The following is a 25,221-nucleotide window of genomic DNA, read 5'->3' on the forward strand; positions in this document are numbered from 1 at the left end:
TGTTGGTTTTCCAGAATTTAAAAAAGCCGCAGGATAAAAATCCTGCAGCATTTGTTTTTATACGATTTTCGGTGTAACAGGCAAGACCTTTTTGATCTCGGACAAGACCCGTTCACTTTCTCCGCCCGCATAAATAGATATGGTTCCGCTGTCCTGATTAGAGCGGATCAGGCGGCCGATTCCCTGCCGGACTCTCAGCAGCATGTACGGCAGATCAACCTCCTCAAACGGATCTTTTTTCGCCCCGTTCCGCTTTGCGGTAAACACGGGATCATGAGGCGGATATGGCAATGCCCAAATGGTCACATTTCGAAGCGAGTCACCCGGAATGTCAAGGCCTTCCCATAAGTGGACGGAACAAAGCACGGATTTTTCATCCCGCTGGAATTTTTCGACCAGATTACTGATCTCTTCGTCACCTTCATAATATATCGGATACGGCAGCTCCCATGCGGCAGCCTGTTCTTTAAATTCCTTCATGTCTTCAAAGGAAGGGAAAAGAACGAGGGTGCGGCCTTCATTCTCCTTAATCGTATCAATCGTTCGGGCCGTTTTCTGCTCAGACGTCATATCACCGTGAAGAGAAACAGACATTTGCTCCTCATAATCGTAAGGTGACTCAACAGTAAAGGATAAAGGATCGCGGATTCCGAGACTGTCTGCAATATAATCAAATGAACCGCCCTCAGAAAGAGTGGCTGATGAGAAAATATAAGGGATCTTTTTAGAGAAGACCTTTTCTCCAAGCACTTCGGCTACAGTTCTCGGCATAACGACAAATGTTGAGTCCGTATCCTGCGTTTCAAGCCAGCTGATGGCGTCCTTTTGATACAGTGAAAGGGAATATGCCATTTGTTCGACGTATTCTTCTACGACTGACAGCTCGTACTTATCGATCGTATACATTTCCGATTCAAATACGAGCGCTTCGCCGATTTTATCGAGCAGACGGCACAGTTCATCAGCCGCACGCTTCACGCGCTGGTCGTTTTGGATGTCCAATCGGTGAGAGCCGGCAATTTCCTTCGATTCCTCTGAAAGCACATAGAAAAACTCATCGTTTGCAGCAAGGGAATCTTCAATCAGTTCGGCAAATTCTTCTCTGATGTCATTTTGAAGCAGGCGCTCTAAAAACAGCTCAAGCGTCGATTGCTTTACGCGATAGGTTAACGCTTTTTGCGCGGCGAATTCCAGAAGATGTCCTTCATCAAACACGACGGCGCTGTGATCCGGCAAAAGCGGCAGCTGCCCTTCCCTCTTGCGTGATTCTTCCGTCCATACATGTTCCATGTAAAAATCATGGGAGCAAACGATCAGGTCCGTTGATTTTCTGTAATGATCTCTTGAAAGGGTTAAACCGCATCTATGTCTCATATCACATGTTAAACAATCCTGGAAGGAATCATAGCTTACGCTTGACCACTCTTCATTCGTCAGATCAGCGTACTGCTTGCGGTCTCCGTACGGATAAAAGCGCTGCATCGCTTGTGACTCGTGCACGAATGATGGCAGCGACTCATAAAGATCCAGCCACTTTTCATCATCAGAACGCTGCATCGTTTTTTCAAGCTTTTTCAGACACAGGTACTGCTCGTGGGATTTTGACAGCCGAGTATCAATCTGTAAATCCAAATGCTCTGTCAGCTTGGAAATGTCGCCTTCTTTTTTGACAAGCTGTTCAATTAACGTTTCATCGGCGCATGCAATAATCGCCGGTTTCCCCGTATATCTGGCATAGCTGATGGCAAACAGCAGATACACCAGCGTTTTCCCCGTACCGACTCCTGCCTCAGCGAACATGACCTTTTTTTCTTTAAATGCCCGTTCAAGCTGAAACGCCATAAATACCTGCTCATCCCGAAGGTCAAAGCCTTTTTCGGGAAGGATATCGTAAAACACGTCACCAATCCAATTGTTCAATTCTTCGTAAAAATTCTTTTCTTTTGTTAAAGCAAAAGGCAAACGTGATGTTGTCACCCAACTCCAACCCCTAACTATTCGGCATTCAGACCATCTATAATATCATTTAACCCTTCTCAATACAACAAAAAAACTTGGCCGCGCCAAGTTTTTTGATTTTCATTTCCGATTAAAGATATGCAAACATAAAAACGGATGGTCTGTTGAATGTGTATGTTTTACTGCATTTTCAAGATCTTCCTGTGCGTGAGTCATGGCGGAAGGATCGAACTCCGCTCCAACTTCCTGCAGCTGGGAAGAAGTTGCGGCCAGCGCCTTTTGTATCTTACTGAAGTGCTCGCTGTTCAGCATAAAATAGATCACCTCTCGAATAGAAATAATCATCATTCTATGCCGATGCTTCACTTTCTATACATGCTTCCTGAATGATTGGCACATGACCTGCACAAACTACAACAGATATTCGATCGAATATCCATCTTCACAAATTTATTCTATCCGGGAGTGATGGTTACATGAGTTATAAAGATCGATTAGATCAGCATTCTGAATTGTTTCATCACAATTGGACGCGGCCGAAACGCTCTAAATCGCAGGTGAACGGCCACACCGAAATGTCCCAGACCAACATTATTTTACGGAGCAATGCAAAAGCGCACCGCTGGTAATGGCAGAATAAATGTAAAGATGCCGGAGAAGACGCTGTTTCAGGCGTCTTCTCTTTGTTGCGGCTTTTTCCGCCGCGGCCGCACTTTAGCCCAGTACTGATAATAATCCGTTTTGATAAAACCGTTAAAGAGCTTGCGTTTTTTTGTCGCTTTTCTTCCGTAGACCTCTTCAAATTGTTCATTTGACGTTAACATGTAGATAGACCATGTATCAAGAGATTCAAATGCCCGGCCCATTTCTTTATACATCCGCTCGACTTCCTTTTTTTCGCCGAGCCGTTCGCCGTACGGAGGGTTTCCGACGATTACGCCGAATTCGAGTTTCGTCGTAAAATCCTGCACCCGCATTTGCTTGCATTCAATCAGGTCTCCAAGCCCCGCTTCTTCTGCGTTTTCTTTGGCGATGTTGACCATCCGGTGATCCACGTCACTGGCAAAAATCTGCAGCGGCTGATCATAGTTCGCCTTTTCTTCCGCTTCAAGACGTGCTTTATCCCACAGTTCTTTTCCGATCCATTCCCAGTCTTCCGACACAAAATCTCGGTTAAATCCGGGAGCAATGTTTTGCCCGATTAAGGCGGCTTCAATCGCTATCGTGCCGGAACCGCAAAACGGATCGACGAACGGACGGTCAGGCGTCCAGTTCGTTAACAGAACTAAAGCGGCAGCGAGCGTTTCTTTTATCGGGGCTCCGCCCTGATCAACCCTATATCCCCGTTTATGAAGGCCTGTTCCCGATGAATCCAGCGTGATGACGGCTTTATCTTTTAAAAGCGAAATCTCCACCTTGTACTCGGGACCCGTTTCTTCAATCCATTCATTTTGGTTTCTTGATTGCAGTTTCAGCTTTTCCGCTATCGCCTTTTTGACGATCCGCTGGCAGTCAGGCACACTGGCAAGCACTGATTTCACGGACTTTCCGATAACGGGAAATTTTGCGTTTTCTGGAATGTATGCGCGCCAGTCAATCGCTTTTGTTTTTTCAAACAGCTCATCAAACGTTTTTGCCTGAAACTCGGCGACCTGTACTTTGATGCGGTCAGCCGTCCGCAGCCATAAGTTAGCGCGGCAGATCGCAAGCGCGTCCCCTTCAAAAATGACTTTTCCGTTGTCTACTTTACATTCATAGCCTAAATCACGCACTTCTTTGGCGACAATCGCTTCAATTCCCATCGGCGCCGTCGCGATTAGTGTGTACTTCTTCATCGTATCACCCTGTCTCTTTTCAGCTTTCGTTTCATTCAAGATAAAAGCTCCCCTTTAAAGGAGAGCTCTAATTTGTCATATCAATAAATGTTTAACGTTCTGTAAGCCATGTTTTGTTCCGTCGTACTGCAATCGGCTCATCACCTCGTACTCAGGCGGCAATCATCTATCTACAGAAAGCATTCTGTCCTTCTATCTGTTCAGTTCCTTCAAGAAGGTTCCCCTACCAAAATTTGGGTTTCTCGCTCGAGGGGTTTACCGCGTTCCACTCTCAACATTTCTGATGAGACTTCGTCACTGTGGCACTTTCAAGGATACTCAGCCATATCCGGAGACTTAGGCTTTTTTCCTGCCGTCAGCCTATCAAGACTGCCCTAGCTTATTTCTTCGCTAGGCACGAACACTACGGGCATCTCAGCACCGTGCGAGCATGGACTTTCCTCTACAGATTCAAAGATCTGCAGCGATTACCCGAACGTTAAGAACACTTGTTCATTATAAAGCAACTTGTCTCATTTGACAAGTGCATCTGTCTTATTCGTCGTAAAGCTTGCTGCCGAATACATGTTTCTCAAGATTGGACAGCCTTTTCAGAATGTCAAAGTTGGTCGTATTCGACTGCACCGGCTGTTTTTTGCTTGCTTCTTCAAGCTGTTTTTTCAGTTGCAGATTTTCCTGCTGAAGTTCTTCAATTTCTTGATGGAAGGTTTCATAATCCTTAATAATCATATCTAAAAATTTGTCAACGTCTTCTTGTCTGTAACCTCTAACGCCTGTTTTAAATTCTTTTTCCAAAATGTCTTTCGCAGAAAGCTTTACTTTATCAGCAAGCATCTTTTTCACCTCGTATCGTGAATCATCATGTTATATTTTATTCAGAAACACGTCCCGTTGTCAAATGTTCTCTGACATGTTATGTAAAGAAGTCTTCTTCTTCAACGGCAGCCCGGAGATCGTCCATCGTAATCGAATAAATCGGATAACCGTCTTTTTCACGGCGTTTTTCCGCCTGCTGCAGCATATATTTCGGCGATCCTTCCATTTCAGGATCATATAAAAGCAAAAGCGCATCTGACTTTTCAATAAAAAACGCGTTTTTCTGCCGGAATTGAAGCGGGCTTTCATATGGCCGATGCGTCAGGCTCTCCTCATAATCTGCCTGTGCAAGCACAGATTCATACATTTCTTTATTCGGTTCCTTCCACTTTTCTTCCTGGCCGTAGAACGGCGTGATTACAGCAACCTTTAATTCCGGATACTCTTCCCTGAGATCGTACGCCGTTTCTGCTGCCCATAGTTCCGTCCCCAGCTGTCCGGATATGAGAATCCATTCCAAGCCTTCGTCAAGAAAGCTTCTGAGTCTGGCTTCTATCGCCTTTTTTATATAAACGAGCGCCCGGTCATCATGTTTAAAGATACCGAGTTCAAACGGCTTGTACCCCGTTACGGCTAATACTTTCAATTGATCACCTGCTTTAAAAAATGGGGCTCCCATCGGGCCCCATTTTGATTTGCTGATATCCTTACCGACCATGCTTAAACGTTCAATACTAATGATCGCAGCAAGGGCTTCCGCACTGAAAATGCTGGTGAGTTGTCGGGTCAACATTTGAAAAAGTGTGCGGAAAGTAATGAACGTGCTCAAAGTTGTGGTGATTTACGTTAGTTGTATGTTGCGGATGAATATGCGGCACAACCGTGTTAGTAAAACAATGGTGTTCACAGCAATTAGTCGGATGAACAATCGGCGGCATTACGTTTGGTCTGCAGCAATGATGATGATGATGGAACATGCTAAATCCCCTCTCCATTAACTTTTATTACACTGTTAGGTTATGAAGATAAGCGGGTGCATGTTCTAATTCAATCACCCAATTTAGAAGTGCATCAGCAGACTGTCTTTAAAATTCGAAAATACAAACGCAATCAAAAAAACCACGACAAAGAACAAGTAAAAAACACCTTTATACATACCAACTCTCCCCTATAAATAACTAACGCTATTTTACAGGATGCGGCACCATTCTACAACAAAATCGATGCTGATTCAGAAAAAAATATTTTTGGCGAAACAGCTCGGCTTTTGCGCTTTCCCGGGCAATATTTCAAGAGGAATATTTCCTCTTCAGCCGGGCAATTCTCACATGGAGTTTCTCGGCTTCTTTTTCCGATATTTCCCCGTCTTTTGCGGCCAGCTGCGCGGCCTGCAGAGCTTTTTTGAAATCTTTTGCATGATGCTCAAAATAGATCGCCAGCTCAACCGCTGATTGATGTCTGCATATGTGAAGATCAGAGCCCGTCAGTTTCTCCCAAAGGGGCACGGCGTCTTGCCTGCGGTTTTGTTTTTTATAGAGCATCGCTAAATCAAAAAGGGCCCGATCTGAATCTTCAAAGACTTTGCCTTGCAGCGCTTCCAGCTGTGAAACAGCCCGATCGGTTTCTTTATGAGCGATAAACCACTTTGCCATGGCGTAGGCTTCTTGATGTTCCGACGTCTGATCAGCGGATGCAAAAATCTTTTTTGACATATGGATGTAAAGAGCAATAAGGGAGAGCACGTCTTGTTCATTATGCAGGAGCACTCCCTTTAAAAGATCGGGATCCTCCGCCTTTAAAAATTGGAAATACAGCATCGGCGCCAAATACCCGGGCGTGTCTTCACCCCTTTTAAAGGCAAGCTCTTCATTTTCAACTGCCGAAAGCGATACACGCTCCAGCTTATGTTTCCAAAGCCGTCTCGCCCCGTGCAGAAGATCAAAGTGGCCGAATTCAGGAAGTTTCGGAAGTCTGTCCCGCAGCAATGTGTGTCTTGTTTTGACCTGAGGCCAATCAAAGGCTTTGCCGTTATACGTAACAAGGGACGTAATGTCAACCTCACTTAAAAAGCTTTGGTAAAGAGCCGCCTCGTTCCCCGGCTTGGGAAGCAGATGCTGTTTGACTGTGACACGGTCTTCATATACCCTCGCATGACCGAGCAAAAAAATCATATTGCCGGCCCCGCCGCCGAGTCCGGTCGTTTCAGTATCAAAGAAAAACAGCTGGCTCTTTTCGTATCCTTCGGCTGATAAAGTATGCGTCAAACCGCCTTTATTCCATAACGCCATGACGTCATCAAGTTCACTGAAGCTGTACCGTCCGTGGCGGTGCGAAAGCGGATAAACGGTTTCGCGGATAAGACAGTATTCATCTTCAAAGAAGAAAGGCTTAACTCCGAATGCCTCCCATTCTTCTTTAAACGGGACTTGAATATCCGGGTCCGAAAGCGAAGAAGCAGCAGGCTTTATTTCAGCTTCCGGAATATTCAGGTGGTTTTTCATCCGCTTTAATTTATTTTTCAAGGACATCTTTCGTCCCCCTTTTCTTTTACACGTAATTCAAGAGCCGGAGAATCGCTTTCTTTGCATCTATTCCCTCTATTTCGGAGCCGATGCAGGAAGGACATCCGTCTTGACATGGACATTGTCTGATCAGACGCATAGCCCCTTCATTGATTTCATCAAATCGTTTATATACTTCATCAGCAAGTCCGATTCCGCCCGGATAATGATCATACAAAAAGATTGTCGGCAGTCCCGTATGAGCCGCTTTGATCTGCGGCACGACATGCACGTCATTTCGGTCGCACATGACGTATACAGGCACGATATGCTGCAGGACGTGAGCAATGCCTAAAAGCAGCTGCTCAAGCGTTTTTTCGCCGATCTCAGAATCCGTCTCTTTTAATTCAAGCCAGGCTGCACTTGTATGCAGCTCTTCTTCAGGAAGATGAATCGGTCCTGATCCTATATTTTCAAATGTCGTCATTTTTATTTTTTTAAATATCGTTGGAAGGGCATTCACGGTCACGTCCCCGAAATGGATGGCCGTTTTCCTTCTGCTGTCCGTTCTGTCGATTTCCAGCACTTTCAGCTGCACCGCTAAATTGGCATCCGTATAATATTCGACATCGACTTTTCGCACGTATGCTTTTTTGTGCTCCCAATCAAGCTTTTCAACCTGATACTGCACCCCTTCATGAAGATAAATCGCTTCATCGTGAAGAAGCGTCATCGCGCTGAAGCGGTCCATTTCTCCGATAATTTTCACATCGGCCGTCTCTGATTGGTCCACGATGACCACGTTTTCCTGCGAGGCCGAACGAAGACTGATGTTTGAAGCGGGAAATGAATCGCTCGCCCAGTGATATCGTTCACGATTTTCATGAAGCACCCCTTCTTCTTCTAAATACTCGAGAATGTCTTTTGCCTCATTTTCTCCGAATGTTTCCTCGGCTCTGAAAGGCAGCTCATACGCCGCGCATTTCAGATGATCGACCAGTATAATGAGGTTATCAGGATTAATCCGTGCAGATTCAGGCGAGCGTTTAAAGAAATAATCAGGGTGGCGCACAATATATTGGTCAATCGGATCAGAGTTCGCGACCATCACAATCAGCGCCTCCCCCTGCCGCCGTCCGGCCCGGCCCGCCTGCTGCCACGCGCTCGCAACACTGCCCGGGTATCCCGTCATCACGCAGACCTGAAGCTGGCCGATATCAACGCCGAGCTCCAGCGCATTTGTGCTGACAACACCGAGAATACTGCCGTCTCTTAATCCCCGCTCTATTTCTCTTCTTTCTTTCGGAAGATATCCGCCGCGATAGCCTCTGACAGACTTCGCGCCGATTTCTTTTTTTACGATTTCCTGAATGTGGCTTAAAATAATTTCAACCCTGACGCGGCTTCTTGCAAAAACAATCGTCTGGATCTTATTTTTCAGAAATGTTTTGGCTAGCTCGTTCACTTCCACGGTGGCGCTTTTTCGAATATGCAGCGGTTTATTCACAATCGGCGGATTGTAGAAAGCAAAGTGCTTTCTTCCGCTTGGAGCGCCGTTGTCGTCAATCAGCCTGACAGGATTTCCCGTCAGCTGCTCCGCCAATTCCCTCGGATTGGCGATTGTTGCGGATGTGCAGATAAATGACGGCGTGCTTCCGTAAAAGGCGCAGATTCTCATTAAGCGGCGGATGACGTTTGCCACATGGCTGCCGAATACGCCGCGGTACGTATGTAATTCATCAATGACGATATATTTCAGGTTTTCAAACAGACTCACCCATTTTGTATGATGGGGAAGAATGGCTGAATGAAGCATATCGGGATTTGTAATCACAATGTGTCCGGCCTTTCTGACCTTCTGCCTGATGGCCGGAGAGGTATCGCCGTCGTAAGTAAAACTTTTGATGTCCATGCCCATCTCATCTATGATTTCGTTCAGTTCGCTTTTTTGATCCTGCGCAAGCGCCTTTGTCGGAAATAAATAAAGCGCGCGGCTTGTGGAATCTTCCGCAATAGACTGGAGAACCGGAAGATTATAGCACAAAGTTTTTCCGGAGGCCGTCGGTGTGACGGCCACGATGCTTTCTCCGTTTTGAACCGTCCGGAAAGCGGAGTATTGATGGGTAAAGAGCCGTTCGATTCCCCTCTTTTCGAGAGCCGCCCGGATCTTCGGGTCTACTTGATCGGGCATTGGCATGGTTTTGGCCTCCCGCGGTTCCTCTTCATGCCAATGCACAATATTTTCGTGATCTTTTAATTCCTGAATCAGTTCGCTCAGTGATTTTTTCTTCATCGTTCACACCTCTTTATGAGGTACAGTTTACCGAATATTTGTTTGCCTGGCTAGATGAAAATACTTTACAAGAAAAAAAGCAGGGAATCAGCCCCTGCCTACTTCATTTTTATTGTAAAAAGCTCTGTTTGTCCTTTTTTCGCTTCATTTGCGCCTGCAAATTGCAAAGGCTCCGCGGCATCGCCGTTCATAATGACCATAGGGATGACGGTGCTGCTTGCTTTTTCTTTTATTAAATCCAGATCGCAGGTTAAAAGCAGGTCGCCTGTCTTGATTTTGTCCCCTTCTTTTACGTGTGCTTCAAAGCCTTCTCCGTTCATGTTGACGGTATCCAAACCGACATGTATCAAAAGTTCCGCTCCGGAAAGGGTGCGGATGCCGACTGCGTGTTTTGTATGAAACAGCTGAATCACTTCTCCCTCAGCCGGTGAAACAATATCTCCGTTTGCAGGTTCGATGGCGATCCCGTCCCCCATCATTTTTTGTGAAAATACGGGATCCGGCACTGAAGCCAAATCCATCACCGCTCCGTCAGCCGGAGAAAAAATCACTTCCTCGGCCGGCTTTTTCCGGCTGTCTCCCAATCCGAATAATTTTTTCAGCAATGTGTTGTGCTCCCCTTCCTAAATGTGAGTCCGTTACCAGTTTATTCTCCACTATTTAACCATACTTTCTTTTTTCCTTCAATTCTTAACCATACGGGATAACAGCGCATAGTCTGTTGTAAAAAGGCGGTGATCCTATGGAACAAAATGAAGACGATAAACGTTATTTGGAAAGAAATGAAGACATCCTCAGCCATGCGATGGATCAATTTTTTCACTCAGGCCCCTTCTCAGAATTGATGCAGGGTTTTCAGCATCTTGTCAATTCTGCTTTTACTGAAGCACAAGTAACGATTGACGTCAGAGAAGAGCCCTCGGGCCTTGCGGTTGACATCAGCGTCCCTCCGACGTTCCGTGACGGGGATATGCTGGTGGAAACGAAAGGGTGCTACCTCCACGTAACAATCCGGCACGATCACAAGCAAGCCCATTCATCCCATGTGTCTTCAAGCATGACAAGAACCGTCGTCCTCCCTTATGAGGTGCGTGAAGAAGATATGGAAACATCCTGGAATGAGCACACGCTTACCATCTTTTTACCTAAAAAATAAGCATGAATGATAGATATCATTCATGCTTTTTATTTAAAGATACTGGTAAATCCTTTCACCAGCGATCCGACCTGGTTTACGGCGCTTACCATCTGCCCCGTCGTATCTATCATTTTATTAAAGTCAAACTGTCCATTTGTCTTTTTAAACTGGGAGAGTATCCCTGAGAATTGGGAAGGCTGCTGCTGATTCGGTCTGGGAACGGGGTAAGGATTCACAAATCCCGGCGGCCCCCCGGGCATGCCTGCCTGAGGCGGGGCGGGAGTGTACGGCTGCTGCATATGACCGTATTCCTGATTCGGATAAAATTGAGGCGGAAACTGCCCTTGCTGATGATACGGCGGCTGCTGCAATGGCTGCTGTATTTGCTGCGGATACGGCTGCGGCTGTAATGGCTGCATCTGCTGCTGATTCGGCTGCTGCAGCGGCTGTATCTGCTGCGGATAGAAATATCCCGCCGGCTGCTGGTACATATTTTGATACGGCTGCGCTCTCCATTGCATATGACATTCCCCCTGTGCCTCTCGCTTAGTTTCTTCTATATATGTATGAATCCCGCCTTGGTTATGTGCTTTCGGAAAGCCTCATCTTTGTCAAATGCTGTCGAAAGTCTTAATTTTTTAAAAACAGAAAAAAGTCGAATCGTTATGTTAACATAATCTCAACATACATGAGAGGGGATGCACCATTATGAACGTATCATACTTAAGAAAACGTTTTGCAGAAGTGAAAAAATATGAAACAGATTGTGCAGATAAACTGATGGACTTTGCCAAGTTCCTCTATATTCAAGGCCATCTCACCGCAACCGAATTTCGTAACAGTATGAAGGTTCTCGAAGCAAGTGGAGCAGAAAACCCGGCGTATGAATAACATACCCGACCCCTTTATATAAAAGAAGGCAGCTGTTTCAGCTGCCTTCTTTTTCAATTTCATCTCTCAATATACGAAGCGTATATAAAACAGATTCAGTTAGATCCTTGTACCTTTTTTTATGAATATGATGAACATATGATTGGAGGATCAGCTCTCCGAAATTTTCTGAAACGGCCTGAATTTGGGCGTGATGAACGTATTTCGGACGGTTTTCCTGAATAAACGCAAGCGCTGCTTCAGTCCAAATCGCGCAAAGCCGGTCTTTTTTTTCAACATCGGGTTTAATCACATCAAAAAAATCATATGAACGGCCGGTTTCTTTTCCTTCCTGATATCTTCTGTCGGCTTCAAGAGCCGCCTCTATCATTTGTACTGTCAGTTTCAATAACGACTGTTTCTGCAAACGGACTCACCTCAGTACATATCGTACCAAAGTTTTCACATAAAATCAGCTGATCTGGCAGGCTCTCGGCAAATCCTTTTTACGACGGTCAGTCAAAAACAGATCATCAATACAAACATGAAGCTCGCGGGCCTCTTCTTCAATGCGGGCAAGCCGGTTCTGCCTGATTTCTTCAGCTTCCGCCTGACAGGACTTAACTGCCTGTGTAAGCGTCTTTTCAGCGGCAGAAATCCGGACTTCGATATCAGAAAGCAGACGGAGAATATCAGCCTTACTCGTGTAAACAGACATTCATGTTCCTCCCTTTTGTCACTTGCGTCTCTCCTGATATAATTCTCGTTTTCATACCGCTCTCCTCCGCACCTGACAAAACTAGAAGCAGTTCGGCAAACAAACAGATATTAACCTAAAAGACGGACTTTTCGACAAAAAAGTGCCGCAAACTTTGTATGAACAGGCACGTTAATGCAAACGATACAGTTGAGGAGGTGCCGTATGAAAACGAGACCGAAAAATGCAGGTAAACAGCAAAAAAACGAATCAAAAACGACTGATACGCTTGATAAAAAATTAGGCGGCCCAAACCGCCCTTCTACGTAAGACACCACCCGAAACCGCAGCGAACGGTTTCGGGCTTTTTATTTTTTAAGCCACTCTTTAACCGCAAAAAGCGCGTGGAGCTCCCGCCTTTTCTGTAAATACCAGTCCGTCAGTTCAAGCTGTTTCGGCATTTTCTCCTGTAAAAAAGCCCCTTTCCTTAACCTTTTTTGAAACCAATCCGCCTTTTTGCCGTCTAATGAGTGGTCAACAATCGGATAAGTTGTCCTCAGCATCGGTGACGTTCTTTTTTTGATGCCGATCATTTTCTCCATATCAAAGCGCGAGCCGGTATGAGGAACGGTATCGAGAAAACGGTAAAAAGAAGCGTGAAGATTAGGACTGAACAAAAGACGGGCAAGCTGTTTTCCGAGCGTGATTCTTTCTTCTGTTTTTGAAAACCGTTTGACGGAAATTCCGTATAAACATCCGTCAAATGAGGGGAATATCACCGTGTTAAAGTGAAACCAATCACTTAAATAAAAAGGAATCGTACCAAAAACATTCTTTTTAAACGAAGGATTTTGTATAATAGGTGCTTGGATAGTGTTTTGTTCATTTATAATAAGAGCATACATGAGCCGTTCCGTATCTCCGTCACGCCAAAAGCGGAGCCATTCTTCCTGCATGAAAGCCGAGACGCGGAAATAAGGGAGATGACAGAAAAGAGGTTCGCCGATCTGTTTTGACCACTGGTAGATCAGAAGCTGAGGATAGGCATCAGAAAAAATCAGCCAATTCGCCCTCTCATACGAAAGGAAAAACCAGTTTTTCTGCCTGCTGTCAAGACCCTCCTGATAAAGGACGCCTCTTAAATCAGTCATCGACCAGCCCGCATTGCGGGACACAAAAGATGCCAAAAGCGGCCATTTGATTTCAGGATGGCGGTCATAATATGCTTTATAGGCATTTGTCCTAGAAATGTTATCGGCATTTCTTATTTTCGTCTCTTTTTCGATCTGATGAAGAATGGCGGTTACGGTCTGTCGTTTATGCACGTTCATTCACTTCCGTCACTATGAGTTTGATAAGGAGGATGGAAAAAGTGATTCGGTATCCGAATGGAAAAACTTTTCAGCCGAACAAAACGGTTTCATCCCAAAACAGCCAGAAACGGTCTCATTCATACAGTAATCGCGGCATGACCCTCGAAGACGACCTGAATGAAACGAATAAGTATTATCTGGCTAACCAAATTGCGGTTATTCACAAAAAGCCGACTCCCGTCCAGATTGTAAACGTCCATTATCCGAAAAGAAGCGCCGCAGTCATTAAGGAGGCTTATTTTAAGCAGTCTTCGACAACCGATTACAATGGGATTTATAAAGGGCGCTACATTGATTTCGAAGCAAAAGAAACAAAAAACAAAACGGCATTTCCCCTGCAGAATTTTCATGACCATCAAATTGAGCACATGAAGCAGGTGGTCAGGCAAGACGGCATTTGTTTTGTTATTATATCCGCTTTCGAAAAGGTTTATTTCCTCGAGGCCGACAAGCTGTTTGTCTTTTGGGAGAGAAAGGAGAACAACGGCAGAAAGTCGATTCGCAAAGACGAATTAGAAGATGCTTCCTTTCCGATTTCCCTTGGATACTCACCGAGAATTGATTATATTAGTATTATTGAACAGCTTTATTTTTCGCAGGGACAGTAGACTGAGCGAAAGGTTGATTAACGAAAGGTTGAGATGTTATGTCAGATCAATTTAAGAGCCGTGAAGAACGCCGCAAGGCTAGGCAGACGAAAAGCCCCAAGTCTTCTTCACCGAAAAAAGGAAAGAAACAGCGTAAAGGCGGTTTATTCAAAAAGATTGTGCTGTCTTTGGTTATTCTGTTTGTCCTTGGCATAGTCGGCGGAGCCGCGGCATTTGCCGTTTTAGTTTCCGGTGCGCCGTCTTTGGACGAAGCCAAGCTGAAAACGCCTTACTCTTCAACAATTTACGATAAAAACGGCAAAGAAATCGCGGAAGTGGGCGGCGAAAAACGAACCTACGTCCCGATTAAAGATATACCCGATGTTGTGAAAGAAGCATTTATCGCAACAGAGGACGCCCGTTTTTATAAGCACCACGGAATAGACCCGATCCGGATCGGCGGCGCCTTGGTCGCCAACTTTACGGATGGTTTCGGTTCAGAGGGAGGAAGCACGATCACCCAGCAGGTTGTGAAAAACTCACTTTTGACCCATCAGAAAACGATTAAACGGAAAGCACAGGAAGTGTGGCTTTCACTGCAGCTGGAGCGCCATTATTCTAAAGATGAAATCTTAGAAATGTATTTAAACAGAATTTATTTCTCACCGCGCGCCTATGGCGTCGGCAAAGCGGCTGAAGAATTCTTCGGCGTAAAAGATTTGAGCAAGCTTACGGTTGAACAGGCGGCAACGCTTGCCGGAATGCCGCAAAGCCCGACCGGATATAACCCGGTTAAAAACCCGAAGGCTTCCGAAAAACGCCGGAACATCGTTCTCAGCTTAATGGAAAAACAAGGATTCATTTCAAATTCTGAATACCAAAAAGCGAAGAAAGTGTCCATGAAAGATGAAGGCGTCGTCAGCCAAAAGGAATACGATAAAAAGGACACAAATAAATACAGCGCTTTTGTCGAAGAAGTCATGAAAGAAATTGAGACAAAAGAAAAGAAAGACGTCGATATTTCAACTGACGGATTAAAAATTTACACGACCCTTGATACGAAAGCACAAGATTATCTTGATCAATTGATGAACGGCGACACGGCCGGCTTTACCCAAGGCATGCAGGGCGGCGTCACCCTCCTTGATACGACAAACGGAGAAATCCGCGCCATCGGAGCAGGACGAAACAGAACTGCCGGAGGATTTAACTACGCGACTGACACCCAACGCCAGCCAGGTTCAACGATAAAACCGATTCTTGATTACGGGCCGGTCATTGAAAATAAAAAATGGTCGACGTATGAGCAGATTGACGATTCGGCTTACACGTACTCTGACGGCACTCCGATACATGATTGGGACAATAAATACAGAAATATGATATCAATACGAGAGGCCCTCGCGGACTCACGTAATATTCCTGCTTTAAAAGCATACCAAGCAGCAGGGAAAGATACTGCCGTCGACTTCGCAAATGACTTAGGATTGGGATTAAACAAAGATAGTGTAACGGAATCTTATTCGATCGGCGGTTTTGGAGCTGATAATCCAGGGGTTTCTCCTCTGACTATGGCTGGTGCTTATAGTGCGTTCGGAAATAACGGTACGTACAATGAACCGCATGCGGTCACATCGATTGAATTTAATGATGGCACTAAGCTTGATTTAACGCCAAAACCGAAAAGTGCAATGAGCGACTACACGGCATTTATGATTACAGATATGCTTAAATCAGCGGTCCAAACAGGAACAGGTAAGCTGGCTCAGGTGCCGAACGTGGAAGTCGCCGGTAAAACGGGTACAACAAACTTTACTAAAGATGATATTCAAAAATATAACATTGCTCAAGGCGGAGTTCCGGATTCCTGGTTTGTTGGCTATACCCCTCAATATACTGCGGCGGTTTGGACTGGTGTAGAATCTGGTAACAAAGCAGGTAAAAAATCATTATCTTATGCAGACCAACAAGTTGCAAAACGTATTTTCCAAAAGCTGATCTCATACGTTGATGACGGTAAAGGAAGCTTCAAGCAGCCTGACAGCGTCGTAAAAGAAACAGTTGAGAAAGGCTCGAATCCTGCCGCTTTAGCCGGACCGAATACGCCGGATGATAAAAAAGTGACGGAGTACTTCGTAAAAGGAACGGAACCTACTGCCGTTTCTAAAACGTACGCGAAAGAAAAAGCCGATAAACCGACTGGCTTGCAAGTGAAATACGACAAAGATAAAAAATCATTAACTTTAAGCTGGGATTATGACGGCGATGCAACATTCAATGTCAAACAATCCGTTGACGGAGGAAGCTACAGTGACATTCAAAACAGTTCGGCAAAAGAAGCCGTCGTTTCAAATGTCACCCCTGGGTCCACATACAGCTTCCAGGTGACAGCGGAAAATGATGACGGAAAAAGCGATACGGCATCAGCATCTTTCAAAGTTCCGAAAGATGAAGAAGACAATGCAGATAAAGATAAAGCGACTGACGATGAACAGAAACCCGATGATAAGGATAAAGACAAGACCCAAACCGATGATTCGAAAACAGACGATAATCAAACAGATACGTCAGACGGATCGGATCAATCACCAACCGATGACCCGAATAAAAATCCGGACCAATCCGATCAGGATCAAACGGATAATAACAATCCGAATCAGCCTAGTAACGGGACGGATAACAATGGACAGCAAGATAACGGCTCTGATAATGGTTCCGACACCGGTTCAGACGGTTCGAAAAAACCTGACAGCGGACAGAAGGACAAAAACCAAGACTCATCTTCAAATGTCAACGGGCAGTCCAATTCGTCAACCATCCAGTCAAATCCCGCTCATTAGCGGACGAAATCCTTCACCTCAAACAGGTGAAGGATTTTTTTCATACAAAAAAACCTCCTTTTCTTATAAGGAGGTTTTTATGATTTGTTCATAGCTTCATATTTATGATATTGTTTTTTCATCTCCGTCATCAATTCGTCAAGCTGAATAAATGAGTGAAATTGAGTCGGTTTTGTTAAAATAAACGCCACTCTCTCCGCCCAATTAATCGGCTCCGCGGGAAAATGCTTGGTTTCAAGCACAGACCAATCGAGTGATGCGACCCGCTCCCCTGCCGTCCAATGAAACGCGGCAATCAGACAGGCAATCCCCTTCAGCATATCATTTTGATCACACCTGGATTTTCTTGTTTGAAAAACGGGAAGCAGCGCTTCTTTCGTTTCGTTCCAAATCTGAAAAAGAAACGGAACATATTCGCTCCTTTCCCTCCATGGCTGCACTTTTGGCTGACTGCTGAAATCCATATACAGCGGATGCCGGCGCAAAGCCGCTTTGACCTCTAAGCTATCCAGATCCGTAAGACTGCGCAAGTATGTTTCATAGCCTGCCAGAATATTAATCGCCGTCACCGTTTCACCAGCCCTTTTTTGTCACGCTTTTGCCCTTCCCTGCATAACGAAAGCAAAGGACATTCCGCACAGCGGGGAGATTGCGCTTTACAATGATACCGCCCGAAAAATATTAATCTGTGATGTGTGACAGACCAATCCTCTTTGGGCACTTTTTTCATTAATGTTTTCTCTACTTCCAATACAGAGTCCTTCCAGCGGCAGATGCCTAGCCTTTTCGAGACCCGTTCCACATGAGTGTCTACAGCGATTGCGGGTACGCCGAAAGCAACGGATACGACCACATTTGCCGTTTTCCGTCCGACACCCGGCAGCTTCACTAGCTCATCTCGGTCTTTCGGCACTTCTCCGCCGTACTCTTCGATGATCATTTTGCTCAGTTTTTGAATATTTTTGGCTTTATTTCGGTACAGTCCGATTGATTTAATATCCTGCTGAAGTTCTTCCAGCGGGACGGCAAGATAATCTTCAGGCCGTTTATATTTTTGAAATAGCGTTTTTGTCACTCTGTTAACGAGAGCATCCGTACATTGCGCAGATAAAGCGACTGCCACAACCAGTTCGAAAGGATTTGAATGGACAAGTTCACATTCTGCGTGCGGAAACATATCACCGATTTTATCAAGACAATATTCAATCTGCTTTAAATTTAACACGTTTCTCCCCTTCTCAAGTTACTGTTCCAGCCAATTGTAAAAAGGCACCTGTCTCGTATACTCTTTTTGCGGTTCATTTTGTTTCGTCTGAACACGCCGGAATTTTTGGCTATGCGCCTTCGCCTGCTCAACCGTTTTGAAGCCGTTCTTTTTCCATTCAAATAAAATCCGGTCAATATAGCGAAAACTGAGCTTTCCTGATAAGACAGCTTCTTTTAGCGCATGTTTAATCAGAATTGCATCATGCTGATCCTGGTCCTGCCATATGGCCAGCGTCTCACATTCAAGCGGAGACAGCGGTCTTCCAAACTCTTCTTCAAAGATGGTGTACAGGCTTTTTTGTTCTCTTTCTGACGTTCTTTCCTGCGTTTCATTTTGTGAGTGCTGCATGTAATCATACAGCTTCGCCCATAAAGGCTGCAGAGAATATTTTTCGAACTTTATGCCGTTATGGTCTTCACATTCTTCAATAAACAGAAAACCTTTTTGAATGAACATTCTCAGGCAGCTTGTACATTCTTCAGCAGAAATGGACATCCCTGACTGCAGTTCAAACGGCGTCGGAAAATAAGAACCCTTTTCCAAATGCATTTTAATCTTTAAAAGCAGAATCAATTCGGTTTCATTCAGCCCGAGCTGCCGGTAATGTGTCAGCAGCAGGTTGGGAATGCTTGAAATGCCGAGTTCCTGCATATCTATAAATTGCTGTTTTTTCATCCTTACACCTCTTACTGTAAAAGGTTATCACCGGGAGCTTTCCCCTTTACTTAGAAAAAGTCTCCCTTGCAGGAGACTTCGTTTTTTAAAACTATTACGGATACAGACGGTTCAGAAGTCTCGGGAACGGAATTGTTTCACGCACGTGAGGCGCTCCGCTGATCCAAGCCACTGTCCGCTCAAGTCCGAGGCCGAAGCCTGAGTGCGGAACAGAACCGTATTGTCTGAGTTCAGCATACCATTTGTAAGCATCTGAATCCAGACCGTGTTCTTTTAATCTTTCTTCCAATAAATCCATATCGTGAACGCGTTCAGATCCGCCGATGATTTCCCCGTAGCCTTCCGGAGCGATTAAATCGGCACATAGCACGACATCGTCACGATCTTTGGCAGGCTGCATATAAAACGGTTTTAATGAAGTCGGATAATGAGTGATAAACACCGGTTTGTCATAGCTTTCTGCAATCGCTGTTTCATGCGGCGCACCGAAGTCATCTCCCCATTCAATATCGTTGAATCCTTTTTCTTTCAGGAACTCGATCGCTTTATCGTACGTAATGCGTGGGAAAGGCGCTTTGATTTGTTCTAATTTGGACGTGTCTCTTCCCAGTGTGTTCAGCTCGATCTTACAATGTTCCAGCACGCTTTGTACGATGTAAGAAACATAATTCTCCTGAACTTCAAGGTTTTCTTCAAATTCAACAAATGCCATTTCAGGCTCAATCATCCAGAATTCGATGAGATGGCGTTTCGTTTTTGATTTTTCCGCTCTGAATGTCGGTCCGAATGAGAATACTTTTCCTAACGCCATTGCAGCAGCTTCCATATACAGCTGGCCGCTTTGAGACAAGAAGGCGTCTTCATCAAAATATTTTGTCGCGAACAGCTCAGTCGTGCCTTCAGGAGCGCTTCCCGTCAAAATAGGCGGATCAACTTTCACGAAACCTTCTTTGTTGAAAAATTCATAAGTCGCACGGATGATTTCGTTGCGGATTTTCATAATCGCGTGCTGGCGTTTCGAACGGAGCCACAAATGTCTGTGGTCCATTAAAAATTCCGTGCCGTGCTCTTTAGGTGTAATCGGATAATCTGTCGCTTCGTGAATGACTTCAATGGATGTGACTGCAAGCTCATAGCCAAGCGGTGAACGCTCGTCTTCTTTCACAATCCCTTTTACGTAAAGTGACGTTTCCTGCGTCACTGATTTCGCGATTTGGAAGATGTTTTCTTCAACTTCAGCTTTGACGACAACTCCCTGAATGAAGCCTGTACCGTCTCTCAGCTGTAAAAATGCGATTTTACCGCTTGAGCGTTTATTTGCGACCCAAGCTCCAATCGTTACTTCCTCGCCTGTGTGTTTATACACTTGGTTGATTGTTGTTTTCAAAATCTTTCCCTCCAGAACAAGAAAGACATTCAGGAATCTGCCTGAATCTCTTTTTTCATCACTTTATTATACCCGTTCTACTCTTACGGGGTCAATGCAGATGAAAAGCGGCTTCAAAAGCCGCTTTTTCAGAATCAGCTATGTTTTTCCGTGAAGCGGCGGATTCTTTCGACCGCTTCTTCTAAAAGATCAAGTGACGTTGCGTAAGATAAACGGACGTTGTCCGGTGAGCCGAAGCCGGAGCCCGGTACGATGGCGACTTTTTCTTCTTCCAGAAGCGCCTTCACGTATTCATCAACATCTTTGAATCCGCAGTTTTCTGCTGCCGCTTTGGCGTTAGGGAACAAGTAAAATGCCCCTTCAGGCTTGACACAGGTATATCCGGGAATTTCGCTGAGCTGAGCATAGATGGTATTCAGTCTGTGCTCAAATGCCTGTCTCATCTCTTCCAGCGGTTCAGCAGGTCCGTTATATGCCGCAATGGCGCCGTATTGAGCGATAGACGTCGGATTTGACGTGCTGTGGCTCGCAAGGCTCGTCATCGCTTTAATAATCGTCTCAGATCCCGCTGCATAACCGATTCTCCAGCCCGTCATGCTGTGGGATTTCGACACGCCGTTGATGATGACCGTCTGCTCTTTCAATTCAACGGAAAGCTGTGCGATTGAGACGTGTTTTTTTCCTCCGTATGTAAGCTTCTCATAAATTTCGTCAGAAACGATCAGAATGTCATGCTCCAGACACACTTTTCCGAGTTCACTAAGCTCTTCTTTCGTATACATGACACCTGTCGGATTGCTCGGTGAGTTGATAATGATTGCTTTTGTTTTCTCAGTGAGTGACTGCTTCAGCTGCTCCGGTGAAATTTTAAACTGATTGGACTCCTGTCCTTCCACATAGACGGGACGTCCTCCTGCCAATTTCACCTGCTCAGGATAGCTTACCCAGTAAGGAGTCGGTATAATCACTTCGTCTCCTTCATCGAGAATAACCTGAAATAATGTGTACAGGGCATGCTTCGCTCCGGTGCAGACAATGATTTCTGACGGTTTATATTCAATCCCCTGGTCGTTTTTGAATTTTTCAGCGATGCTGTCTTTCAAGGCCGGCAGACCGCCTGAAGGCGTATATTTTGTGTGGCCTTCATTCATGGAACGCACCGCGGCATCTATAATGTGCTGAGGCGTATTAAAATCAGGTTCTCCTGCTCCGAGGCCGATGACATCATGGCCTTCTGCTTTCAGCTCTTTCGCTTTTGCGGTAATTGCAAGTGTTGCAGACGGTGTTAATGCGGATACTCTTTTTGCCAATTTCAACTTGAACTCCCCCTAATACGTCTCACGGTGTGATGTTTTTGAGAATCTTGCCGCTTGTAAAGTCCACATAGCTAAAACTATACTGCCCGTTTTTGTTGATATAGGTCACTTCCCACAGCAGGACATCGTTTTCTCTCGCCGGGTGAACGTCATTCAGCTTTGAAACAAGCCCTGCGTTTTGAACGATTTTGGCAGCCTTGCTGCTTGAAATGCCGTCACTGGCTTTTTTCGAGAGAATTTTTGCTTTTTTGCCGGCCGGGACCCATACATACATGTCTTTTCCGTGTTTATCCGTTCCGGACACAACGTAATACTTCTGTTTACCGACAAAGGTTTCCACTTTCTCAGCATCTGTCAGATCCGTTTTTTCTTTAGCGGCTGCGGCTGCTGTGTCGTGGCCTTCCTCTTTTTGAGCCATTGCAGATTTAAAAATGCTGGCCGAAAATAAAAGAACCGCTAAAAAAATAATACCAAATACGGCTGTAAATATTAACGCTTTTTTTCTCATCTTTTTCACCTATGTGCGATAAATGGTGAAGACCGCTTCATTTTGATTTTCTTCGTCAAGCGCCAGTCCGAACATCAGATTATCTCTTTTCAAAGTCCGGTTTAATGTATCGACGATTTTATATAAATCATCTGAATGCTCCACATTAATTGTAGAAAGAATCTCAATTTTGCTTTCCATTTTTATACCCTCCATCGGTCGAACAAATTTTGTTAGTCATAACGGGATGCACGCGCGGCATAATAAAATCACAAGGCGGCATGAACCCGCTTTTACCATATAAACAATTCCTCATCCCACACCACGAAAGCCGCGTTTATGCGGCTTTTATTCCGTTTGGCTGACGTAATCCCCGAGTTCGGCATCCGTCAGTTCCAAAAGGGATGAAGTCGGGAGCGCATCAAGAAACAGCCGCCCGTACCCCGCCGTCTTTACACGCTGATCTAAAAGAACGATCGTTCCTTTGTCTCCCGCCGTACGGAGCAGGCGCCCGATTCCCTGCCTGAACGTTAACACGGCCTCAGGCAGAGAAATCGTCTGAAACGGGTTTTTCCCCTGCTTCTTGGCGAATTCACATTTTGCGGCATGAAGCGGATTATCAGGCGCCCGGAAAGGAAGCCTTGCAATCATGACGGTTGACAATTCATCCCCCGGAAAATCAACGCCTTCCCAGAAATGATTCGTCCCGAGCAAAATCGCCCGGCTTGCCGTTTTAAAGGTTTTCATTAATTTACCGGGACTTCCGCCCGAGATGCCCTGGCCGAGAAGCTGAATGCCTGAGATCTCCATACTGAGTTTTAATTCCTGATACACTTTTTTCAGCATATCATGAGACGTAAACAGGATAAGAATCTTCGGCTGTTTTCCCTTTGACATGATTTCAGCATACTTGGCAATATGCTCAATAACTTCCCGCTCTCCGTCATATTTGAGGGATTTCATCTCTTTCGGAATGATGACGTTCATCTGATCATCATAAGAAAAAGGAGACGGGATGCTTTTGGTGCGCGGATAAAAATCCGACAGTCCGAGCCTTTCAATCATAAATTGAAAAGACTGCTCCACCATTAAGGTCGCTGATGTGAGCACTACGCTTTTTTTACGGGCGAAAAACTGGTCTGCCAGCATTTCACCGGGCTCCAGCGGCTGTGCATAGATGCTGACGGCGTTTTTTGCGCCCTTGGCATCAATTTCAATCCAAACGGCTTCTTTCTCATCATTTTCAAACAGCAGTCTGCTGAACGTATCGCGATATTCTTTCAGCCCTCTGATGCATTTTACATACTCGGCCGCTAAAAAGGCCGCTCCGCTCTTCATCTCATCAAGCTTTTGATGCAACAGTTTCTCCTGTACTGAAAACACGTCGAGCAGCTGATCCAGCATCGCGCAAAGCCGCTCCGCTCCGTCCGTTATCATGTAAAGGCCTTTATCCTGACTTTTATGATTCAGACTATAGACGAGACGGTTCAGATCGTCTTTAGGTTTTCTTCGTTTGACAAAAGAATGCACCGAACTGAAAAATGCGTCACTTTCAGATTGAATATGCTTCATCCACTCATCGGCGTCAAAAAAACTTTCGGCCGGCAATTCATACGTATAAAACAGTTTTCTCATCCGCTTTAACAGCCCGTGTTCTTTTAATATTCCGATTCGGCTGAGCTTTGTGTGCAGCCCGATGTACGAAGCTCTCCGCCCTAGATGCTCGCTGGCGGCTCGTTCGAAATGATGCGCTTCATCAATGATGACCGTTCCGCTTGCGGGCAGTTTTTTTGTTTCACTGCTTTGATCTGCAAACAGCAAAGCATGGTTGGTGATAATCAGATCTGCGGCCTGCGCTTTTTCTTTAGCCCGTTCATAAAATCCGGCAGCAGAGTCCTTCCCTTTTTTCAAAAAAGAATCCTCATCGTAAGACATGCGCTCCCACAGCAATCTGCCGCCTGAAGGAAGATTCAGCTCGGCGGCGTCGCCCGTTTCAGTCTCTGTCAGCCAGACGAGGAGCTGTGCTTTCGTCAGAACCGCATCATAGTTGTCATCTTCCTCATGCAGAATATGTTCAAACTTGCGCAAGCACAGATAATGCGATTTCCCTTTTAAAACAGCGGCATTAACCGGCCATGGAAACATACGCTCCAAAAGCGGAATATCTTTAGACATGATCTGCTGCTGCAAAAGAGTAGAGTACGTGCTGATTATGACGGGAGTCTGTTCCGCTTTAGCAAATAAGACAGCCGGAACGAGATAACCGATTGTTTTCCCGATGCCGGGCGCCGCTTCTATCAGCGCATGCTCCCGGTTGCAGAAGGCGCCAATCACTTCATCCATCATCGCAAGCTGCCCTTTCCGCTTTTCATAGCGGGGGATGATGTCAGATAAGAGCTGTTCTTTTTCATCGTTCCATTTTTCAAGATCAATGGCAGCACTCACCGGACGGGAAGCCGGAATTTGTTCGGGCTCTTTAATTGAAAAAGACCCGTATGGAATGCAGCTTTCTTCTGCCGCCGGTCTGCTTTCATGTATAAAAGAATCCAAAAGCAGCGTCAAATCGCTGATAAAATGCTGTGAAAGCCTTCTAAGCTGCTTTAACGTCGGCAAAGGCAAATGTTTCAGTTTATGTAAAATGTCTAAAAAGATCAGCCCCGTAACCTCCGCATCACTGTCTGCGCGGTGAGGCCGGTCATGCACAATATTCAGCTCCGTGCACAATTCACCGAGCTTATACCCTTCAAGCCCCGGAAAAACAATACGCGAAAGCTCAACCGTATCAAGCACTTCACAATCCGGCAGCTCATAGCCCGCTTCGCTCAGTTCATGCCGGACAAATCCGAGGTCGAAATGAATATTGTGGGCAACAAAATACGCGCCGTCAAGCAGATGAAAAATCTCTTCTGCGACCGCTTCAAACGGCAGTTCATTTTCAACCATACCGGATGAAATTCCGGTCAGCTGTTCAATAAACGGCGGAATGGCCTGATTCGGATTGATATATTTTGAAAACCGCTCAGTTATTTGTCCATTTTCAATGACAACCGCTGCGATTTGAATGATTTTATCGCCCTTTTTCGGCGAATTTCCTGTTGTTTCGACATCTATGACAACGAACCGTTGCTTGTTCATTAAAATGGACACCTCAATTCTTGCATACGAGAAAAGTGTAACACG

The 25,221-nt window shown here is 45.3% G+C and carries 27 protein-coding genes, 1 other RNA gene and 1 pseudogene; 6 read left to right on the top strand and 23 right to left on the bottom strand.

The features are described 5' to 3' along the window. Positions 1 to 57 precede the first annotated feature (57 nt). Positions 58 to 1,977: an ATP-dependent DNA helicase gene (locus AD710_RS17830; protein ID WP_047475750.1), complete on the bottom strand. Its 1,920-nt coding sequence runs from the start codon at positions 1,975 to 1,977 to the stop codon at positions 58 to 60. Positions 1,978 to 2,079: 102 nt separating this feature from the next. Next, positions 2,080 to 2,271: a hypothetical protein gene (locus AD710_RS17835; protein WP_049628671.1), complete on the bottom strand. Its 192-nt coding sequence runs from the start codon at positions 2,269 to 2,271 to the stop codon at positions 2,080 to 2,082. Between the two features lie 164 nt (positions 2,272 to 2,435). Here AD710_RS17835 and AD710_RS19400 point away from each other — a divergent pair, with 164 nt between their 5' ends. Beyond that, complete coding sequence (locus tag AD710_RS19400) at positions 2,436 to 2,588, top strand: YpzG family protein (RefSeq protein WP_003153548.1); 153 nt, start codon at positions 2,436 to 2,438, stop codon at positions 2,586 to 2,588. Positions 2,589 to 2,627: 39 nt separating this feature from the next. Here AD710_RS19400 and AD710_RS17840 read toward each other — a convergent pair whose 3' ends face one another. The 9 genes and pseudogenes from AD710_RS17840 to AD710_RS17865 form a co-directional block, all read right to left on the bottom strand. After that, a complete protein-coding gene (locus AD710_RS17840) occupies positions 2,628 to 3,794 on the bottom strand; it encodes a THUMP domain-containing class I SAM-dependent RNA methyltransferase (RefSeq protein ID WP_049628842.1) in 1,167 nt (388 codons plus the stop codon). A gap of 97 nt (positions 3,795 to 3,891) precedes the next feature. After that, positions 3,892 to 4,273, bottom strand: an RNA gene (gene rnpB / locus AD710_RS19405) — RNase P RNA component class B. A 55-nt stretch (positions 4,274 to 4,328) separates the two neighbouring features. Then, the gene (gene gpsB, locus AD710_RS17845; RefSeq protein WP_003153541.1) at positions 4,329 to 4,628 is read right to left on the bottom strand and encodes a cell division regulator GpsB; all 300 of its coding nucleotides are present in this window, start codon (positions 4,626 to 4,628) and stop codon (positions 4,329 to 4,331) included. Positions 4,629 to 4,707: 79 nt separating this feature from the next. Continuing rightward, the gene (locus AD710_RS17850) at positions 4,708 to 5,256 is read right to left on the bottom strand and encodes an SLOG family protein (RefSeq protein ID WP_029575374.1); all 549 of its coding nucleotides are present in this window, start codon (positions 5,254 to 5,256) and stop codon (positions 4,708 to 4,710) included. 88 nt (positions 5,257 to 5,344) lie between these two features. Further along, entirely contained in the window at positions 5,345 to 5,587 is a 243-nt protein-coding gene (cotD, locus tag AD710_RS19410) for a spore coat protein CotD (RefSeq protein WP_076982573.1), read from the bottom strand. Between the two features lie 83 nt (positions 5,588 to 5,670). Continuing rightward, positions 5,671 to 5,778, bottom strand: a pseudogene (locus AD710_RS19705) (hypothetical protein); the annotation flags it as partial. Positions 5,779 to 5,899: 121 nt separating this feature from the next. Next, a complete protein-coding gene (locus AD710_RS17855) occupies positions 5,900 to 7,138 on the bottom strand; it encodes a ribonuclease H-like domain-containing protein (RefSeq protein ID WP_049628672.1) in 1,239 nt (412 codons plus the stop codon). Positions 7,139 to 7,157: 19 nt separating this feature from the next. Continuing rightward, on the bottom strand, positions 7,158 to 9,404 hold the full coding sequence (locus AD710_RS17860) for a DEAD/DEAH box helicase (protein ID WP_049628673.1): 2,247 nt from the start codon (positions 9,402 to 9,404) through the stop codon (positions 7,158 to 7,160). A 98-nt stretch (positions 9,405 to 9,502) separates the two neighbouring features. Continuing rightward, positions 9,503 to 10,009, bottom strand: coding sequence for a PTS sugar transporter subunit IIA (locus tag AD710_RS17865; RefSeq protein ID WP_016939058.1), 507 nt, complete (start codon positions 10,007 to 10,009; stop codon positions 9,503 to 9,505). A 137-nt stretch (positions 10,010 to 10,146) separates the two neighbouring features. On the opposite strand from AD710_RS17865, the gene AD710_RS17870 reads away from it, so the two are divergent. Then, positions 10,147 to 10,560 (top strand): Hsp20/alpha crystallin family protein, encoded by a 414-nt coding sequence (locus AD710_RS17870; protein ID WP_045927220.1) that lies wholly within the window; start codon positions 10,147 to 10,149, stop codon positions 10,558 to 10,560. Positions 10,561 to 10,589: 29 nt separating this feature from the next. Here AD710_RS17870 and AD710_RS17875 read toward each other — a convergent pair whose 3' ends face one another. Then, positions 10,590 to 11,063: a YppG family protein gene (locus AD710_RS17875; protein WP_016939060.1), complete on the bottom strand. Its 474-nt coding sequence runs from the start codon at positions 11,061 to 11,063 to the stop codon at positions 10,590 to 10,592. A gap of 187 nt (positions 11,064 to 11,250) precedes the next feature. Here AD710_RS17875 and AD710_RS17880 point away from each other — a divergent pair, with 187 nt between their 5' ends. Then, complete coding sequence (locus AD710_RS17880) at positions 11,251 to 11,433, top strand: YppF family protein (RefSeq protein ID WP_003153532.1); 183 nt, start codon at positions 11,251 to 11,253, stop codon at positions 11,431 to 11,433. Positions 11,434 to 11,470: 37 nt separating this feature from the next. Here the strand turns inward: AD710_RS17880 and AD710_RS17885 are convergent, their stop codons facing one another. Further along, the gene (locus AD710_RS17885; RefSeq protein ID WP_049628674.1) at positions 11,471 to 11,839 is read right to left on the bottom strand and encodes a YppE family protein; all 369 of its coding nucleotides are present in this window, start codon (positions 11,837 to 11,839) and stop codon (positions 11,471 to 11,473) included. Positions 11,840 to 11,884: 45 nt separating this feature from the next. Beyond that, positions 11,885 to 12,130, bottom strand: a complete 246-nt coding sequence (locus tag AD710_RS17890) for a DUF5446 family protein (RefSeq protein ID WP_049628675.1) — start codon at positions 12,128 to 12,130, stop codon at positions 11,885 to 11,887. A gap of 204 nt (positions 12,131 to 12,334) precedes the next feature. On the opposite strand from AD710_RS17890, the gene sspM reads away from it, so the two are divergent. After that, positions 12,335 to 12,439, top strand: a complete 105-nt coding sequence (gene sspM / locus AD710_RS17895) for an acid-soluble spore protein SspM (protein ID WP_016939063.1) — start codon at positions 12,335 to 12,337, stop codon at positions 12,437 to 12,439. A 38-nt stretch (positions 12,440 to 12,477) separates the two neighbouring features. Here the strand turns inward: sspM and AD710_RS17900 are convergent, their stop codons facing one another. Then, the gene (locus AD710_RS17900; protein ID WP_049628676.1) at positions 12,478 to 13,440 is read right to left on the bottom strand and encodes a DUF2515 domain-containing protein; all 963 of its coding nucleotides are present in this window, start codon (positions 13,438 to 13,440) and stop codon (positions 12,478 to 12,480) included. 41 nt (positions 13,441 to 13,481) lie between these two features. On the opposite strand from AD710_RS17900, the gene recU reads away from it, so the two are divergent. After that, on the top strand, positions 13,482 to 14,090 hold the full coding sequence (recU, locus tag AD710_RS17905; RefSeq protein WP_029575375.1) for a Holliday junction resolvase RecU: 609 nt from the start codon (positions 13,482 to 13,484) through the stop codon (positions 14,088 to 14,090). A gap of 38 nt (positions 14,091 to 14,128) precedes the next feature. After that, complete coding sequence (locus AD710_RS17910) at positions 14,129 to 16,909, top strand: PBP1A family penicillin-binding protein (RefSeq protein ID WP_049628677.1); 2,781 nt, start codon at positions 14,129 to 14,131, stop codon at positions 16,907 to 16,909. Between the two features lie 77 nt (positions 16,910 to 16,986). Here AD710_RS17910 and AD710_RS17915 read toward each other — a convergent pair whose 3' ends face one another. The 8 genes from AD710_RS17915 to dinG all read right to left on the bottom strand — a co-directional run bounded on the left by AD710_RS17915 (position 16,987) and on the right by dinG (position 25,176). Further along, the gene (locus AD710_RS17915) at positions 16,987 to 17,478 is read right to left on the bottom strand and encodes a YpoC family protein (RefSeq protein WP_049628678.1); all 492 of its coding nucleotides are present in this window, start codon (positions 17,476 to 17,478) and stop codon (positions 16,987 to 16,989) included. After that, on the bottom strand, positions 17,475 to 18,134 hold the full coding sequence (gene nth, locus AD710_RS17920; protein WP_016939068.1) for an endonuclease III: 660 nt from the start codon (positions 18,132 to 18,134) through the stop codon (positions 17,475 to 17,477). Before nth ends, AD710_RS17915 begins: the two co-directional genes overlap by 4 nt. 18 nt (positions 18,135 to 18,152) lie before the next feature. Continuing rightward, the gene (gene dnaD, locus AD710_RS17925; RefSeq protein WP_016939069.1) at positions 18,153 to 18,851 is read right to left on the bottom strand and encodes a DNA replication protein DnaD; all 699 of its coding nucleotides are present in this window, start codon (positions 18,849 to 18,851) and stop codon (positions 18,153 to 18,155) included. A gap of 94 nt (positions 18,852 to 18,945) precedes the next feature. Further along, positions 18,946 to 20,238 carry an asparagine--tRNA ligase gene (asnS, locus tag AD710_RS17930; protein ID WP_049628679.1) on the bottom strand — a complete coding sequence of 431 codons (1,293 nt, stop codon included), beginning with the start codon at positions 20,236 to 20,238 and terminating at the stop codon, positions 18,946 to 18,948. A gap of 134 nt (positions 20,239 to 20,372) precedes the next feature. After that, positions 20,373 to 21,554: a pyridoxal phosphate-dependent aminotransferase gene (locus AD710_RS17935; protein WP_049628680.1), complete on the bottom strand. Its 1,182-nt coding sequence runs from the start codon at positions 21,552 to 21,554 to the stop codon at positions 20,373 to 20,375. Positions 21,555 to 21,576: 22 nt separating this feature from the next. Then, positions 21,577 to 22,062 (bottom strand): cell wall elongation/penicillin-binding protein regulator TseB, encoded by a 486-nt coding sequence (gene tseB / locus AD710_RS17940; protein WP_049628681.1) that lies wholly within the window; start codon positions 22,060 to 22,062, stop codon positions 21,577 to 21,579. A gap of 9 nt (positions 22,063 to 22,071) precedes the next feature. Then, on the bottom strand, positions 22,072 to 22,242 hold the full coding sequence (locus AD710_RS19415; protein ID WP_003153512.1) for a YpmA family protein: 171 nt from the start codon (positions 22,240 to 22,242) through the stop codon (positions 22,072 to 22,074). A gap of 147 nt (positions 22,243 to 22,389) precedes the next feature. Continuing rightward, complete coding sequence (gene dinG, locus AD710_RS17945) at positions 22,390 to 25,176, bottom strand: ATP-dependent DNA helicase DinG (RefSeq protein WP_049628682.1); 2,787 nt, start codon at positions 25,174 to 25,176, stop codon at positions 22,390 to 22,392. Positions 25,177 to 25,221 lie beyond the last annotated feature (45 nt).

Origin of the sequence: Bacillus sp. JFL15, assembly GCF_001184225.1 — a bacterium.
Taxonomy (GTDB): Bacteria; Bacillota; Bacilli; order Bacillales; family Bacillaceae; genus Bacillus; species Bacillus siamensis.